The 16,195-nt window shown below is 40.6% G+C and carries 13 protein-coding genes; 3 read left to right on the forward strand and 10 right to left on the reverse strand.

Annotation, left to right across the window (positions count from 1 at the left end; all coding sequences use genetic code 11):
• Positions 1–38: 38 nt before the first annotated feature.
• Complete coding sequence (gene murT / locus H7U01_RS05250) at positions 39–1,382, forward strand: lipid II isoglutaminyl synthase subunit MurT (protein ID WP_014634270.1); 1,344 nt, start codon at positions 39–41, stop codon at positions 1,380–1,382.
• Positions 1,382–2,170, forward strand: a complete 789-nt coding sequence (gene gatD / locus H7U01_RS05255) for a lipid II isoglutaminyl synthase subunit GatD (protein WP_201041237.1) — start codon at positions 1,382–1,384, stop codon at positions 2,168–2,170. Before murT ends, gatD begins: the two co-directional genes overlap by 1 nt.
• 54 nt (positions 2,171–2,224) lie before the next feature.
• Here the strand turns inward: gatD and mprF are convergent, their stop codons facing one another.
• The 5 genes from mprF to udk form a co-directional block, all read right to left on the reverse strand.
• Entirely contained in the window at positions 2,225–4,780 is a 2,556-nt protein-coding gene (gene mprF, locus H7U01_RS05260) for a bifunctional lysylphosphatidylglycerol flippase/synthetase MprF (RefSeq protein WP_037600518.1), read from the reverse strand.
• Positions 4,777–5,496: an alpha/beta fold hydrolase gene (locus H7U01_RS05265; protein WP_201041238.1), complete on the reverse strand. Its 720-nt coding sequence runs from the start codon at positions 5,494–5,496 to the stop codon at positions 4,777–4,779. Before H7U01_RS05265 ends, mprF begins: the two co-directional genes overlap by 4 nt.
• 195 nt (positions 5,497–5,691) lie before the next feature.
• Entirely contained in the window at positions 5,692–5,952 is a 261-nt protein-coding gene (locus H7U01_RS05270) for a YiaA/YiaB family inner membrane protein (protein WP_002883990.1), read from the reverse strand.
• 89 nt (positions 5,953–6,041) lie between these two features.
• Positions 6,042–7,961 (reverse strand): ABC-F family ATP-binding cassette domain-containing protein, encoded by a 1,920-nt coding sequence (locus H7U01_RS05275; RefSeq protein ID WP_201041239.1) that lies wholly within the window; start codon positions 7,959–7,961, stop codon positions 6,042–6,044.
• Positions 7,962–7,997: 36 nt separating this feature from the next.
• A complete protein-coding gene (udk, locus tag H7U01_RS05280) occupies positions 7,998–8,633 on the reverse strand; it encodes a uridine kinase (protein WP_002890688.1) in 636 nt (211 codons plus the stop codon).
• A gap of 91 nt (positions 8,634–8,724) precedes the next feature.
• Here udk and H7U01_RS05285 point away from each other — a divergent pair, with 91 nt between their 5' ends.
• Positions 8,725–9,807, forward strand: coding sequence for a DEAD/DEAH box helicase (locus H7U01_RS05285; RefSeq protein ID WP_201041240.1), 1,083 nt, complete (start codon positions 8,725–8,727; stop codon positions 9,805–9,807).
• Between the two features lie 52 nt (positions 9,808–9,859).
• Here the strand turns inward: H7U01_RS05285 and H7U01_RS05290 are convergent, their stop codons facing one another.
• The 5 genes from H7U01_RS05290 to ptsP all read right to left on the reverse strand — a co-directional run bounded on the left by H7U01_RS05290 (position 9,860) and on the right by ptsP (position 16,191).
• Positions 9,860–11,023, reverse strand: coding sequence for an ATP-grasp domain-containing protein (locus H7U01_RS05290; protein WP_049528776.1), 1,164 nt, complete (start codon positions 11,021–11,023; stop codon positions 9,860–9,862).
• 46 nt (positions 11,024–11,069) lie between these two features.
• Positions 11,070–11,810: an esterase family protein gene (locus tag H7U01_RS05295; RefSeq protein WP_002884014.1), complete on the reverse strand. Its 741-nt coding sequence runs from the start codon at positions 11,808–11,810 to the stop codon at positions 11,070–11,072.
• Between the two features lie 51 nt (positions 11,811–11,861).
• Positions 11,862–12,689, reverse strand: a complete 828-nt coding sequence (locus H7U01_RS05300) for an alpha/beta hydrolase (RefSeq protein WP_004182709.1) — start codon at positions 12,687–12,689, stop codon at positions 11,862–11,864.
• Between the two features lie 115 nt (positions 12,690–12,804).
• Positions 12,805–14,238, reverse strand: coding sequence for an NADP-dependent glyceraldehyde-3-phosphate dehydrogenase (locus H7U01_RS05305; protein ID WP_002890682.1), 1,434 nt, complete (start codon positions 14,236–14,238; stop codon positions 12,805–12,807).
• Between the two features lie 219 nt (positions 14,239–14,457).
• A complete protein-coding gene (gene ptsP / locus H7U01_RS05310) occupies positions 14,458–16,191 on the reverse strand; it encodes a phosphoenolpyruvate--protein phosphotransferase (protein ID WP_002890681.1) in 1,734 nt (577 codons plus the stop codon).
• Between the last annotated feature and the right edge of the window lie 4 nt (positions 16,192–16,195).

The following is a 16,195-nucleotide window of genomic DNA, read 5'->3' on the forward strand; positions in this document are numbered from 1 at the left end:
GAGACTACAATCACTACTTTTTGTGATAAAATAAATTCATGACTATGAAAACTACCATGGGAATTCTGGCGGGTAAAGCTAGCCATTTCGTCCTTTCAAAATTGGGACGTGGCTCAACCCTGCCTGGAAAAATCGCCCTTAAATTTGACAAAGATATTTTAGACACTTTAGCCAAGGATTACGAGATTGTCGTTGTCACTGGAACCAATGGTAAGACTCTGACAACAGCTTTAACAGTAGGAATTCTTAAAGAAGCTTTTGGTGAGATTGTGACCAACCCTAGTGGAGCCAACATGATCACAGGAATCACTTCTACTTTCCTAACAGCTAAAAAAGCCAAGTCTGGTAAGAAAATCGCTGTCTTGGAAATTGACGAGGCTAGCCTTCCAAAAATCACTGAATACATCACTCCAAGTCTTTTTGTCTTCACAAATATTTTCCGTGACCAAATGGACCGCTATGGTGAAATCTATACCACTTATCAGATGATTTTAGATGGTGCTGCTAAGGCACCTGAGGCCACTATTTTGGCCAATGGGGACAGTCCTCTCTTTAATTCTAAAGAAGTGGTCAATCCTGTACGCTTCTATGGTTTTGACACTGAAAAACACGCTCCAGAGCTGGCACATTATAATACCGAAGGAATTGTCTGCCCTAAATGTGAGAGCATTCTTCAGTATCGCCTCAATACTTATGCTAATTTGGGTGACTATGTATGCCTCAACTGTGACTTCCACCGTCCAGAATTAGACTATAAGCTAACAGAGTTGACTAAAATCACTAACACTACTTCTGAATTTGTCATTGATGGACAAGATTACAAGATTAATGTCGGTGGTCTTTATAACATCTACAATGCCCTTGCTGCAGTCTCTGTCGCTGAATTCTTCGGAGTGGCTCCAGAGCAAATCAAAGCTGGTTTTGATAAGAGTCGTGCTGTCTTTGGTCGCCAAGAAACCTTTAAGATTGGTGACAAATCATGTACTCTCGTACTAATTAAGAATCCAGTAGGAGCCAGCCAAGCTCTCGATATGATTAAACTTGCAGATTATCCGTTTAGCTTGTCAGTCCTTCTTAACGCCAATTATGCTGATGGTATTGATACTAGCTGGATTTGGGATGCCAACTTTGAAAGCATTATCGAGATGGATATCCCTGAGATTAACGCTGGTGGTGTTCGCCATTCTGAAATTGCCCGCCGTCTTCGTGTAACCGGCTATCCAGAAGAAAAGATTACGCAAGCAGAAAAACTTGAAGATATTATGGCCTTGATTGAAAAACAAGATTGCGATCATGCCTATATCTTAGCGACCTACACTGCCATGCTTGAATTCCGTGATATTCTTGCTCAACGTCATGCTGTCGGAAAGGAGATGAACTAATGACTTATACTTCACTCAAATCTCCAGAAAATCGTGACTACACCTATGACCTAAATGTTGCCCACCTTTATGGTAATCTACTCAATACCTACGGTGACAACGGAAATGTTCTTATGATCAAATACGTGGGTGAAAAACTTGGTGCTAAGATGACCTTCGACATCGTTTCAGTTGGTGATGACTTCGACAAGGACCACTACGACATGGTCTTCTTTGGAGGTGGTCAAGACTACGAACAATCCATCGTTGCTAAAGACCTCCCAACTAAGCGTGAGGCTATTGGTCAATTCATCCAAGATAACAAAGTAATTCTTGCCATCTGTGGTGGTTTCCAACTTCTTGGTCAATATTACATCCAAGCTAATGGTGTCCGCATTGATGGTATCGGTGTTATGGGCCACTACACCCTTAATCAAGAAAATAATCGTTATATTGGTGACATCAAGATCCATAACGAAGAGTTCGATGAAACTTACTATGGCTTTGAGAATCACCAAGGGCGTACCTTCCTCTCTGATGATGAAAAACCACTTGGAAAAGTGGTCTACGGTAATGGTAATAACAAGGAAGACGGTTCTGAGGGTGTCCACTATAAAAATGTTTATGGTAGCTACTTCCATGGACCAATTCTTTGTCGTAACGCCAACCTGGCCTACCGTTTGGTCACTACTGCCCTTCGTAACAAATATGGCCAAGACATTAAATTGCCAAGTTACAATGACATTCTTTCAAGCGAAGTCGCTGAAGAATACGCAGATACTAAATCAAAAGCAGAATTTGAAAAATAATTCTATGACATAGCAAAATAGCGAAACCCTTAGGGTTTCGCTATTTTTTCATATCTATTTCCAAAGTCGTCTTTTCTTCAATCTGTCTTCAATTTTTCGATTATCAATCCTTAGAATGGCAATCATATCAAACAAGAGCCAAGTACGTTTAGGATAAACAATGTATTTGGGAGACCAAATTGGAGAGAACTTCTCCTTATAACGTTGGAGCCCACTAAAAGAGTAAAAACGCTGCGCAAAGACATAGACCAAATTGGCAACCTTCTCTTCCAAAAAACTATCTTCTTCAGTACCCACATTCGCGAGTGGAGCCATTCCCATATCAAAATACTGCTTTCCTTCTGCTTGGAAGTACTGGAAGAGTTTCACAAAGAGGTAATCCATGATACCTTCGGGTGCCTTTTCAAAGTCATAACGCATAAGGTCAATCGTCGCCACCCGTTTGTTTTTGGTTGGCATGATGTTGGCAAAGGCTACAATTTCTCCCTCCTCACTCTCAACAATAGCAATCGGTGCTTGCTGCAGATAGGCTTCATCAAAGAAACCAAGGGAGAAGCCCTTCTCCTTACGACCGTTAAGCCAAATATCTGAGACAGCCTTCATTTCTTGCATCTGAGTCTCTGAAAATGGAGGGTCAAGTAACTTAAACTGGAAACCTGCTTTTTCAACACGATTGGTTGGCTTACGGAACTTCTTACCATGTTTACCATCAACAGAAAATGACGTCAAATCAACCATGGCATTTTCCCCAAATTTCATAAAATCAAAGCCATAATCATGAAGCATCAGGGTAATACTCTCATCTGCCTCATAAAACAAGGCTTGTAAATTCCAATCCGATAAGGTCTTCAAGAAAGATTCCCAAGCTACTCGGTAATAGTTTTCATTACCTATCGGATTTCCCATAACCACACACTTGTTACTGGTTTGTGCAAATTGGAAAACTACCTGGTCTTGTCCATCGACACGATACCAAAAGAGGCGTTTATCATGTAAATAAGCCAGGGCACTTTCTGATGCACCTCCATATTTCTCAAGGAGAGCTGTGAAGCGCTCATCATCCATGCTTTGACCAAAAGGCCTGCGGGGTGCCAAAATTCTCAAGACTCCCCAAACAATAGTTGCAATGATAACTGATGCCAGTAAAATATCAAACCAAATATGAACAAAATGTCCAAGAACATCCCGATTCTTAGGTGGCAATAAATGAGACCAAAAACCGCTGCCACCCAAAACGAGGAGAACCAGAATCGTAAAGGCTAGGAAAAGGAAATCCTTGGTTTTGTCTTCCCAACTATAAACAAAGTAACGATGATACAACCTCTTTCTGATGATCAACATAAGCACCAAAGAGAGTAAAATTAGGAAAGACATGGCCCATGAAATACCATTGAGATTGACATAAATTAAGGCCAAGACAAAGGTTATCAAGGAGGCAACAAAAGCACCCTTAACCCGACGTCTAATGAGACGAGCCATGAAAATGAATAGGGTACCAAATAGGATACTTGGGAATTGCCAAATCAACTGCTCCTGAATAGGATCAAAACGGCTAATAAAGTAGACATTAGCCAAGCGTTCAGGGATTAGGGCAGACAAAATCAAGAAAATCCCTAAAAAACGTAGCAAATAGACGAGAAAACGGTGGAGACTTCCACCAAATACTCGTGAAGAAAGTTTGAAGTATTTCTCGTTGATACGTCCTCCCATGTGTTTGAAAAAGAAGACAACACCAAGCATGAAGGGAATAACGTAGTAGGTTAAACGAAAGAGCAAGAGCAGACTAACCGCAAGAGCATTGCTAACCCCCATAGAGGTCAGACCGGTAATCACAATCAAATCGAAACTACCAATACCACCCGGAATCATAGAGAAGATACCAATAATAACCGCTAGGAAATAAAGTGGAACCAGATTATAAAGTGGAACATGTAAGCCCATTAAATAAGCCACACTGACAAAGCTCCCTAGGGCCGTTCCCCATTCAGCTGTCGAAGCTAAAAGAAGACTTAGCCTCGTTTTCAACGGTACTTGACCAAAATAAGTTAACTTTTCACGACTAGAAACAAAGAAAATAAAAGGCAGATAAAGGAAAATACCCAATAAGAGTAACCAATATTTTCTTAAGTCTGGACTTAGAGGGAAGAACCAAAAGACAGCGAATACCAAACCACTTAAAAGGGATAGACCCGACATAAAATAAGGCAATAAACGAGAAAGTGCCTTAACACCTGTCTTTTCCTGCCCATCCTCAGAATAAAAGGAATATCGCAGACCCACATCGACCAAACCAGCAAAACCAGCCAAGTTATTAATGGTATTGACAGCCCAACTTGTTTCTAAGATATAGGATTTGGAATAATCCGTTTCTAGCTCCTTATTCAGTATGATGTCATAAAAGAGCATGGGGGAGACAGCGACTAGTCCGATGACAGCCATCAAAACAAGATGCCAAATAGACAAACCGGACAGAGCTGACTCCAGTGACTCTAAAGTGATGGTCCGTTTTAGACGAACCAATTCTATGACGACAAGAACCGTAATCGAGATAAAGAAGATGGATTTAACGGCCGCTTTTAAAGGTTGAAGTCTCTCTAAAAGACGCTTCATGCCACCACCTCTTTTCGACTAATTCTCACAAGTTCACGAATCATTTGATTAAAGACCTTATATTTACGTTGAGCTAGACGATGTCCTTCTCGACGTTGGACATAGAGCTTATGAATAGGAAAGAGTTCTGAAATCTCTCTAGAATGCCTAATACTGATAACATCCCTTTGCCCCATAACTACCCAAACAGGATAGGCAGCCTGATGTAGACGTTCCCTATCTAGTGGCAAGTCATGAAGCATCAGACCCGTTACCTGAGCCATGATATCCATTTTAGATGAAAATGGTGACAAGGCTTTTAAGCAAAGATATTGTATATAGACCGCGAATCTTGAGCATCTCGTCAACCCATTAAAGGTCATATTTCCCGCATTAAGCAAGAGCCCTGCAATCCGGTCAGGATAACGACTAGCATAAACCATAGCCAAATTAGCACCGTCACTATGACCGACAAATAAGGCCTTCTTAATATTCAAATATTGCAAAATTTCCTCCAAATCGGCAGCCATCTGTTCAAAGGTCATCTTGACACTCTGACGACTGGACCTGCCGTGATTACGACTATCAATGAAAATTAAACGATAGTCTCGATACAGAATTCCTTGCTTACCAAAGTAATTCCCTGACAAATTATTGCCATGCAAAAAAACAATTGGAAAGCCTTTACCGAGATCACGATAATAGATGATTTGACCATCTTTCACTTTGAATTCCATAATATTACCTACCTTTTCACTAACGCATTCTTATACGATAATTAGTCTTATAAGGCATTAGGGCTGATGAATTGGACTTATCACATTCCAAAATCATCTAACCCCCTTCACTCCATTATAACACTTCCACTAGGCAAGAGTCAGAATATTTGTGCATTTTCTGCAAAAAGAAAAAGCCTTTTCAGGCTTCTCCTCTTATTGTTCGAAAGTTTGTTGAGCGATGAGCTTATTATAGTTTTCTTCATCTTCTTGGTTATCACGGACAACCTTAGATACTGTAAATGAAGATGAAATCAAACCAACACATCCCATGAGGTAGTAACCCTTAACCATCAAAGGCTCTTTAAGGGTATAGAGGCCTACCAACATCAAGATTACGAAGAAGGCAAATGATCCCCATGCCATCATGTTGAAAGATGTTGTGTTACGATACACTTTTTTCTTTACTTTGTTCATAAAGTTAGTCTCCTTTTATATACTAAGACTATTATACCAACAATGTAAGCCTTTCACAACTCAAAACATGAAAAGGCTCTCATCATTCCTTAACCTTCCAACTGTTCTGATAAGTCACTCCACTCTTCCATCAGAGCTTCTTGAGAAACTGATAAGTCATCCAGCTCTTTCTGCAAGTCAGACAATTCTGCCACATCATTTGTTTCAAGCATGGCAGCAGAAATTTCCTCCAAGCGTTCCTCAATCGTCTCTAGCTCATTTTCAATTTGCTCAATGCGTCGACTTAGTTTACGCATCTCTTTTTGATTGGCTTTTTGAGCTTGATAATCACTAGCTCCCGCTGAAGCCACTTGGACTTCCTCTGATACTTGATTTTCCTCTGCTTCAAGACGTGCTAACTCTTCAAGCTCCGCCTTCTTCTCAAGGTAGTAATCGTAATCTCCAAGATAAATGGTTGCCCCATCCTCAGAAATTTCCATCACTTTGGTTGCCACACGGTTGATAAAGTAACGGTCATGGCTGACAAAGAGAAGCGTTCCATCAAAGTCAATGAGGGCATTTTCCAAGACTTCCTTGCTATCAATGTCCAAGTGGTTGGTCGGCTCATCTAGGATGAGAAAGTTGTTGTTTTCCATTGATAATTTAGCTAGGAGCAGACGAGCTTTCTCACCACCAGAAAGCATGGAAACAGACTTTTTGACATCATCACCTGAGAAGAGAAAAGCCCCCAGACGGTTACGAATCTCAACTTCAGGAGTCGTCGCAAAATCATTCCACAACTCATCAAGTACTGTGTTCAACGGTGTCAAGGCAGATTGGGTTTGATCATAATACCCCACTTCAACATTAGCACCATAGGTTGACGTTCCCTTGATAAAAGGCAATTTACCCACTACCGACTTGATAAAGGTTGTTTTCCCGATACCATTTGGACCAACGATGGCAATGGCATCCATCTTCTTAACATCCAGGGAAATAGGCTCTGAGAGAATCTCGTCGTCATAACCAATAGCAGCATCCTTAACTGTCAAGACCACATTCCCAGAGACCTTATCCGCATGAAAAGTCATATTAGCTGACTTCTGGCCTTCTGTTGGCTTATCCAGACGTTCCATTTTCTCTAGCTGTTTACGACGGGCTTGAGCACGCTTAGTTGTAGAAGCACGGACAATATTACGATTAACAAAGTCCTCCAACTTAGCAATTTCCTTTTGTTGTTTTTCGAAGTTCTTTGCTTCAGTGGCCAACTTTTCAGCCTTAAGGTCCATGAATTTTGAATAGTTTCCGACATAACGATCTAAACTATGTTTGGTCAAATCCAGGGTTACTGTCGCCACCTTATCCAAAAAATAACGGTCGTGACTGACAATGATTAGAGCTCCCTGATAATTGACCAGGTAATTCTCCAACCAGGCGATGGTTTCAATATCCAAGTGGTTAGTCGGTTCATCCAGTACCAAGAGTTCAGGCTTCTCAAGCAGCATTTTCGCCAAAGCTAAGCGCGTGTTTTGCCCTCCAGAAAGATCTGAAATAGGCATCTCCCACATGCTTTCATCAAACTTAAAACCATTGAGAATGGCTCTGATATCAGATTCATAGGTGAAACCACCTCGCTGTCTGAAATCCTCAGAAAGGCGATCGTAGTCAGTCATTAACTTGTCCAAGTCTGACCCAGTTAACTCAGCCATCTTCATTTCCATGTCACGAAGGCGTTTTTCGTCTGCACGAAGACCTGCAAAAACATTTAACATTTCCGCATAGATGGTATTGCTAGACTCAAAGCGACTATCCTGAGCTAAGTAAGACAAATTCAAATCACGTTTTGTGTTGATTTCACCACTTGTCGGCGCTTCCTCTCCAACCAAAATTTTCAATAGGGTTGATTTTCCAGCACCGTTACGTCCAACAAGGGCAATACGATCACGTTCATCTACCTGAATATTAATATTATCAAAGAGCACATCCCCTGAGAAAGAGCGCTCAATCTTGTTTCCTTGTAAAATAATCATAACGTTTCAATTATACCAAAAAAGCCAAGCTCCTGCTTAGGCTTTCTGACTTTCTTTCAAAATGCTTGCTACCTTAGTATTAATCAAATCGATAGCAACAGTATTTGTGACACCTTCAGGAATCACCACATCTGCGTAGCGTTTCGTAGGTTCGATAAACTGGTGGTACATAGGTTTAACCACACTGATATATTGCTCAATAATACTATCCAAGCTACGGCCACGCTCTTCCATGTCACGCTTGATACGACGGATAATACGAATGTCATCATCAGTATCTACAAAAAGCTTGATATCCATCAAATCACGCAAGCGTTTATCCTCAAGTACCAAAATCCCTTCAACAATGAAGACATCCTGTGGTTCCTGACGATAAGTCTTTTCACTACGAGTGTGTTGGGTGTAGTCATAAATCGGAATATCCACTGGACGCCCAGCAATCAGCTCATTGATGTGTTCAATCATAAGATCTGTATCGAAGGCAAAGGGATGGTCGTAGTTAGTTGACACACGCTCTTCAAAAGTCAAATGTGACTGATCCTTATAATAAGAATCATGCTCAATCATAGCAATTTTCTCATCTGGAAAATTTGATAGAATGGCACGAGAAACACTGGTCTTACCTCCACCAGAGCCACCCGTAACCCCAATAATAATCGGTTTTTTAGGCATGGTAAATTCCTATCTAATATAGTCTTTCTTATTTATTCTACACTAAATCATGATATAATAAAAGCAAATCCATATAGAAAATGAGACTTTTATGTTTAAAAACTTTCCTGAACAATGGCAAGACCTCCTTAAAGAAAAAGGAATCACTACAGAGACTGCCATTCAAAAAGAACTCTTTGCACCAATCGCTGAAGGAGACAATATCCTAGGTATCAGTCCTACAGGAACAGGTAAAACTCTAGCCTACCTTCTCCCATTGCTCCTCTCACTCAAGCCCAAAAAATCTCAGCAATTGCTTATCCTAGCACCCAATTCAGAGCTTGCTGGACAGATTTTTGATGTGACCAAACAATGGGCTGAGCCACTAGGACTCACTGCCCAACTCTTCCTTTCTGGCTCTAGTCAAAAGAGACAAATTGAGCGCCTGAAGAAAGGACCGGAAATTCTCATCGGAACACCTGGCCGTGTCTTTGAGCTGATTAAACTCAAAAAGATCAAGATGATGAATGTCAACACCATCGTCCTAGATGAATTTGATGAGCTTCTCAGTGATAGCCAATACCACTTTGTGACAAAAATCAGCCACCATGTTCCTCGTGACCATCAAATGATTTATATTTCGGCAACCAACAAAATTGATGATCAAAATCTTGTCGAAAATACCATCGTTTATGACCTATCTGATCAAGAACTTGACACCATCAAACATTATTTTATCAGTGTTGATAAACGCAACCGTGTCGAACTTCTCCGTAAGTTCTCCAATATACCTGACTTCCGTAGTCTTGTCTTTTTTAACAGTCTATCTGACCTTGGGGCTACTGAAGAACGCCTCCAATTTAACGGGGCTTCAGCGGTATCATTGGCTAGTGACATCAACGTCAAATTCCGTAAGGTTATCTTGGAAAAATTCAAGAATCATGAGATTTCACTCTTACTCGGTACTGACCTCTTGGCACGCGGCATCGATATTGAAAATCTAGAGGTAGTCATCAACTTCGATATTCCTCGAGATCGCGAAGCCTATACTCACCGTGCAGGACGTACTGGTCGTATGGGAAATGAAGGTAGCGTCATTAGCTTTGTAACCCATCCAGAAGACCTCAAAAAACTTAAAAAATTCGCCAAAGTTTCAGAACTGGTTCTTAAAAATCAAGAACTTCACGAAAAATAAGGCACGACAAAAGCACTTCAGTTTACTCTGAAGTGCTTTTAACATATACAGACTAGGCTTTTTTACCAAAGTCCTCAATCATTTGTTCCATTTCCTCACGACTTGGAGTTGTCAACATATAGAGGAAGTCACCTTGCAACTCTGCAAAGGCTGCGGGCATGATTTTCTTAACTTTAAGTTGTTCACGATACTTATCAAAAAGTTCTTCTTCTGAATAAGCATAGTGAGAGCTTGCACGACGTGAAGTCGCCAAACAGTAAAGTGGCTCAAACTGAGAAGCTGGGAATGGTTCGCCAGCAACGATATCCGCATACCCCTTGTACAAATCGAAAGAGTGAGCATAGTTATACACGTCGATTGTGAAACCACCTGCTGGACGGTTGTTATATTCAATAGCAATATAATCGTCACCATCACGGAAGAACTCAATATGGAAGAAACGTTCCTTCATACCAAATTCTTTGACAATTGCCTCACCATACTTACGTAACTTAGGATCCATTTCCTTAAGAACGTAGTAAGAATTATCCATCTTGTAAATCATCAAGTCAAGTGGTGTGTGGGCATAATCAAAAGTTGTCGAGAAGACAATATTACCATCATGATCAATCAAACCATCGAAAGTACAGATTTCGCTTGAAGTTACAAATTTTTCAAAGAAATAAACTGTTTCATGATCCCACTCAGCCTTAAAGTGATTGATATCATCTTCTGTTTCAAGTTTGAAGGTTGCAGCTGCACCAACCCCATTATCTGGCTTAGCAATCATTGGAAGACCGATTTCTTTCACAGCTTTATCCACATCTTCATTAGTTTTAATGACAGCACCAGGTACAACTGGAACTCCAGCTTTTTGGAAGAGTTTTTTCATTTCAGACTTAAATTTAGTCTTCTTAAGATCTTCTGGCTTAGCACCAAAAACATTGAACTGTTCACGAAGAGCAGCATCCAATTCCAACCAGTATTCGTTATGAGATTCGATTCGGTCAATTGGTCCGTGTTTATAGAAAAGAAAGGCTACCGCACGTTTAACTTCATCCAAGTTTTCCAGATTGTCTACACGGAAGTACTCAGTCAAAGCCTCTTTCAAAGGTTGATCCAATTGTTCATAAGGCTCTTGACCAATACCAAGAACAGTGATGCCCTTATTAGCAAGTTCAACTGTAAACTGTTGGAAGTTTTGTGGATAGTATGGTGAAATAACAAGATAATTCATTAGTAATTCCTCTTTTATAGTTATTTAGATGGGATGGACAAAGAAGTTATAGGTTCATATTGTCAAGGAAATAAGGCATTTGTTTACGCCACCATTCCCAATCGTGAGCGACATCATGACCCCACTCAGAGAACCAAGCTGGAATATTCTTTTGTTCAAAGGCTTCCTTGAGTTTATAGTAAGATGGAAGACCATCTTGTTCCCAAGCACCAAGACCTGTACATACGATGATCTCAGCTTGACGGTAGCGGTCGATAAACCAACCATCATTTTGGTTCCAGATATAATCTGATGGGGAATTTTGGTAAATAGCTTCATCCCCTCCAAACTCACCCACAAAGAAACGAGCATCGTAGACACCACTAAGGGCTACTACTTTATTGAAAACATCAGGGTGTTGCAAGAAGAAATTAAGCGCATGGTAAGCACCCATTGAACATCCTGTTGTCATCATTGGATCAAACCAACCAGTTTTGTGTTTGATAAATGGAATAGCTTCTTCAATAACATAACGTTCATAGGCACGGTGCATTTCAGCACGATCGTGTGGATTTTTCCAATCACAAAGCCAGCTTTCACTGTCCACACTTGAAAGCGTAAAGAATTGTACGCGTCCTTCTTCGATAAAACGTGCACAAGCATCAATCATACCAAAGTCATAGTATTCGTTATGGCTACCACCTGATGAAGCAAAAACCACAACAGGGATACCAGCGTGCCCATAACGGTTAACATACATTTCACGATTAAGTTGACCACTCCAGTGGCTAAGATGTTCGATATTCATATTTATATTCCTTTTCCTAAATTAAATTAAATTAATTTGCGTTAATAAAGACTAGTCCCATTTTTCAGCGAAAAAGCGAAGACAGTCTGGTAAATTCTCGGCCCAAGCTTCTTCATTGTGTTCAGCACCAGATTGAATGTGAATCTTGATATTTTCCAAATCAACCCCACGAGCAATCAAATCATGATAATAGCTCAATGAAGAGTCTATATAAGCCTGCTTAATATTACCAGCCATCAAGGTCTTGTCAGTATCATCAGCTTCCTCAGTTCCTACATATATGTAGACACGTTGATCTGAATCGAGCTTTTGACGCGACATGTAACGATCAAAAGCATCCTGATGCAACCAGTTAGCTGAAGAAAATACCCCAAGACAACCAATCTGCTCCTTATAATCAAGCCCCATAAACTGAGTAATATTACCACCGAGAGATGAACCAATCATAGCTGTGTGCTGACGGTCAGAGAGGGTACGGTATTCCTTATCAATAAAGGGTTTAACCACATCCATGACAAACTCTGCATACTCTACACCCTTACCTCCGAACTGGACACCAGGGATATTAGATTCTTGGTACTTCCACGCAGAATACTCATTCATACGGCCAGGACCATCATTATCAATAGCTACAACAATCATGCGCGAAATATCAGGATTACGCTTGATTGTTGGGATAATCTTCCAAGAATAGCCAGAAAACGACTCCTTACTATAAAGAACATTCTGACCATCATGGAAATACACGACAGGGTAAGAACGATCTGTATCCGTTTCATAGTTCTTAGGTAGAAGAACACGCACACGACGAAGTTGACCAGTGTATGGTACCTCTAACTCATGCGTCTTCATAACCAAGTAAAAATAAGATTTATTCATTGTCAGAAAACTCTCTATATTCGAAATTTAGTTCTATTATACCATATTTTAAAAGAAAAAGAGCCCCTATTATTGGGACCCTTTACACTTTTTTAATGATTGAATAGCTACACTCTTAGTAGTTTGCGATATCAAATACTGTTGATTTCACACGAGTCATAGCTTCGATAGAGTATTTCACACCTTGAGTTCCGGCACCAGATCCTTTAACACCAAGGAATGGGAAGTTATCTGTACCACGTTGTGTTTTGTTGTTGATGTGAACTGTACCAACTTCAAGTTGTTCAGCAATTGCAAATGCACGTGGGTAGTCTTGTGTGAAGACAGCACCTTGAAGTCCAAATTCAGATTCGTTAGAAATCTTGATTGCTTCTTCAACTGAAGATACACGGATGAATGGCAATACAGGACCAAATGGTTCTTCCCAAGCAAGACGCATATCAGTTGTTACATGGTCAAAGACTGCTGGGTAAATAAGGTTACCTTCACGTTTCAATTCAGTTTTAGCAGTAGCACCTTGTTCAACTGCATCATCAATCAAACCTTGAACGAAGTCAGCAGCTTTTGTATCGATAAGTGGTGTAACGCTTGCGCTTTCTTCAGGCATACCAACAGTGATATTACCTACCAAAGCAGTTACTTTTTCTACCAATTCATCTGCAACGCTATCCATTACAAGGACACGTTTGATAGCTGTACAACGTTGACCTGAATAGTCAAAGGCACCAGCAACAATGTTTTTAGCAGTCAAGTCAAGATCAGCATCTTCAAGAACGATAGCGGCATCTTTACCACCAAGTTCAAGCATGATTGGACGCATAGCTGCCAAACGACCGATATTTTCACCAACTGGTGTTGAACCTGTAAAGTTGATGAAATCAACTGCTTTGTGCTCAACAATGTAGTCACCGATAACAGAACCACGACCTGTGATAGAGTTCAAGACACCTGCAGGGATACCAGCTTCTACAAATGCTTCAACCAAAAGAAGACCTGAGATAGAACCTTGTGTTGGTGGTTTGAAGGCAACAACGTCACCAGCAATCAAGGCAGGAGCAATTTTAGAACCAGCCAAGTTTACTGGGTAGTTAAATGGAGAGATAGCAAGGACAAGACCTACTGGTTCGCGACGAACAACAGCGATTTTTTTCTTGCTACCAGCGTCAAATGCACCACCTTCAAGTACTTCACCTTCCAAACGCAAACCTTCTTCAGCTGCATAGTGGATGATTTCAGCAGTACGAACGACTTCACCGATTGCAGATTTCAAACCTTTAGAGATTTCTTTAGAAAGAACTTGACCGATCTTTTCTGCATCACGTTCCAAGATATCTGCTGCTTTATGAAGGTAAGCTGCACGTTCAGCATATGAAAGCGCACGCCATGCTGGGAGTGCTGCTTTAGCTGCTGCGTAGACTTCGTCTACTTCAGCTTGGCTCATTGCTGGAACTGATCCAAGTTCCTCACCGTTTGCAGGTGCATAGATAGTAATTTCGTTTTCAGATGTTTTCCACTCACCATTGACATAGTTTTTGTATTGTTTAGCCAAGATAGTAACTCCTTTTATCTATTTATAAGACCTATTTTATCATTTTTTTAGAAATATTCCAAGATTTAAACGAGAATTATTCAGAAAATTTTGACAAAAAATAGTTAAAATTATTAACCTAGGTTAGCGGTATTCTACTCCTAACTAAAGAATGAGTCAATTATTTTGTCTCCGTTTAGATATAAAAAAAGTGAAAGCCTAAGCCTCCACTTTTTATGATTAGTCTACGTTAACGTATTCTTTTGAAAGTTCAAGAACTTCTTCCATTGTTGCACATTCAGTAAGAGCACGGTTAGCGTATTCTTCCATTTTAGCTGTGTCAAGTTTCTTCATCAAGCTACGTGTACGAAGAACAGATGTCGCTGACATTGAGAACTCATCCAAGCCCATTCCAACAAGAAGTGGAACAGCAGTTTGGTCACCGGCCATTTCACCACACATACCAGCCCATTTACCTTCAGCATGAGCAGCTTTGATAACATTGTTAATCAAACGAAGGATTGATGGGTTATATGGTTGGTAAAGGTATGAAACTTGTTCGTTCATACGGTCAGCAGCCATTGTGTATTGGATAAGGTCATTTGTACCAATTGAGAAGAAATCAACTTCCTTAGCAAATTGGTCAGCAAGCATAGCTGCAGCTGGGATTTCAATCATGATACCTACTTCGATATCGTCTGCAACGGCAACACCTTCAGCAACCAATTTAGCTTTTTCTTCTTCAAGAATACCTTTAGCAGTACGGAACTCAGTCAACAAAGCAACCATTGGGAACATGATACGCAATTTACCGTGAACAGATGCACGAAGCAAAGCACGCAATTGTGTACGGAACATTTGATTACCAGTTTCAGAGATAGAAATACGCAAAGCACGGTAACCCAAGAATGGGTTCATTTCTTTAGGAAGGTCGAAGTAAGGGAGTTCCTTATCCCCACCGATATCCATTGTACGAACGACAACAGGTTTACCGTTCATACCTTCAAGAACTGCTTTGTAAGCTTCATATTGGTCATCTTCAGTTGGGAAGTCTTGAGAATCCATATACAAGAATTCTGTACGATAGAGACCAACAGCTTCTGCACCGTTATCATTTACACCTTCAACGTCTTTAGGTGTACCGATGTTAGCAGCCAATTCGAAATGTTTTCCATCAGCAGTAACTGTTTGAGCATCTTTAAGGAGAGCCCATTCAGCTTTTTGTTTAGCGTAAGCTTCACCAGCTGCTTTGAACTCAGCAATTTGCTCTTCAGTTGGGTTGATAACAACTTCACCAGTAATACCTGAAACAGCCAAAACATCACCATCTTTGACAAGTTCTGTGATGTTATTTGTTCCAAGAACAGCTGCGATTTCAAGTGTACGCGCCATGATAGCTGAGTGACTTGTACGTCCACCGATGTTAGTAACAAAGGCTTTTACGTACTTTTTGTTCAACTGAGCTGTATCAGATGGTGTCAAGTCATGAGCAACAACGATTGATTCTTCGTTGATTGTTGCTGGGTTAGGCAATTTCTTACCAAGCAAGTTAGCAAGAACACGTTTTGTAACGTCACGAATATCCGCTGCACGTTCTTGCATGTATGGGTTGTCTTCCATACCTTCAAAAATAGCGATAAACATGTCTGTTACTTCTGTCAAAGCAGCTTCAGCATTAACTTGTTTAGCACGGATAGTTTCTTTAATTTGACCAGTCATTTCTGGGTCAGCAAGAACCATCAAATGAGCATCAAAAACGGCTGCCGCTTCTTCACCAAGGCTTTCAACTGCTTTTTCACGGATAACAGAAAGCTCGTCTTGTGACGCCGCTAGAGCAGCATCTAGACGAGCCTCTTCTGCACTTGTATCTTCAACTGTTACAGTTTCAAATGACAAGTCCGGTTGAACAAGCAGATATGCCTTAGCAACTGCAACACCATCAGATGCTGCGATTCCTTTAAGCATTTCTGTCATATTC

It is taken from the genome of Streptococcus sp. 21.1, from assembly GCF_016648635.1.
Taxonomy (GTDB): Bacteria; Bacillota; Bacilli; order Lactobacillales; family Streptococcaceae; genus Streptococcus.

Coding starts and splice junctions, on each gene's coding strand:
- H7U01_RS05300 (WP_004182709.1), bottom strand. CDS start 12,689: ATGAATAAATCTTATTTTTACTTGGTTATGAAGACGCATGAGTTAGAG.
- H7U01_RS05295 (WP_002884014.1), bottom strand. CDS start 11,810: ATGAATATCGAACATCTTAGCCACTGGAGTGGTCAACTTAATCGTGAA.
- H7U01_RS05265 (WP_201041238.1), bottom strand. CDS start 5,496: ATGGAATTCAAAGTGAAAGATGGTCAAATCATCTATTATCGTGATCTC.
- H7U01_RS05270 (WP_002883990.1), bottom strand. CDS start 5,952: ATGAACAAAGTAAAGAAAAAAGTGTATCGTAACACAACATCTTTCAAC.
- ptsP (WP_002890681.1), bottom strand. CDS start 16,191: ATGACAGAAATGCTTAAAGGAATCGCAGCATCTGATGGTGTTGCAGTT.
- H7U01_RS05275 (WP_201041239.1), bottom strand. CDS start 7,961: ATGATTATTTTACAAGGAAACAAGATTGAGCGCTCTTTCTCAGGGGAT.
- H7U01_RS05290 (WP_049528776.1), bottom strand. CDS start 11,023: ATGAATTATCTTGTTATTTCACCATACTATCCACAAAACTTCCAACAG.
- gatD (WP_201041237.1), top strand. CDS start 1,382: ATGACTTATACTTCACTCAAATCTCCAGAAAATCGTGACTACACCTAT.
- murT (WP_014634270.1), top strand. CDS start 39: ATGACTATGAAAACTACCATGGGAATTCTGGCGGGTAAAGCTAGCCAT.
- mprF (WP_037600518.1), bottom strand. CDS start 4,780: ATGAAGCGTCTTTTAGAGAGACTTCAACCTTTAAAAGCGGCCGTTAAA.
- udk (WP_002890688.1), bottom strand. CDS start 8,633: ATGCCTAAAAAACCGATTATTATTGGGGTTACGGGTGGCTCTGGTGGA.
- H7U01_RS05285 (WP_201041240.1), top strand. CDS start 8,725: ATGTTTAAAAACTTTCCTGAACAATGGCAAGACCTCCTTAAAGAAAAA.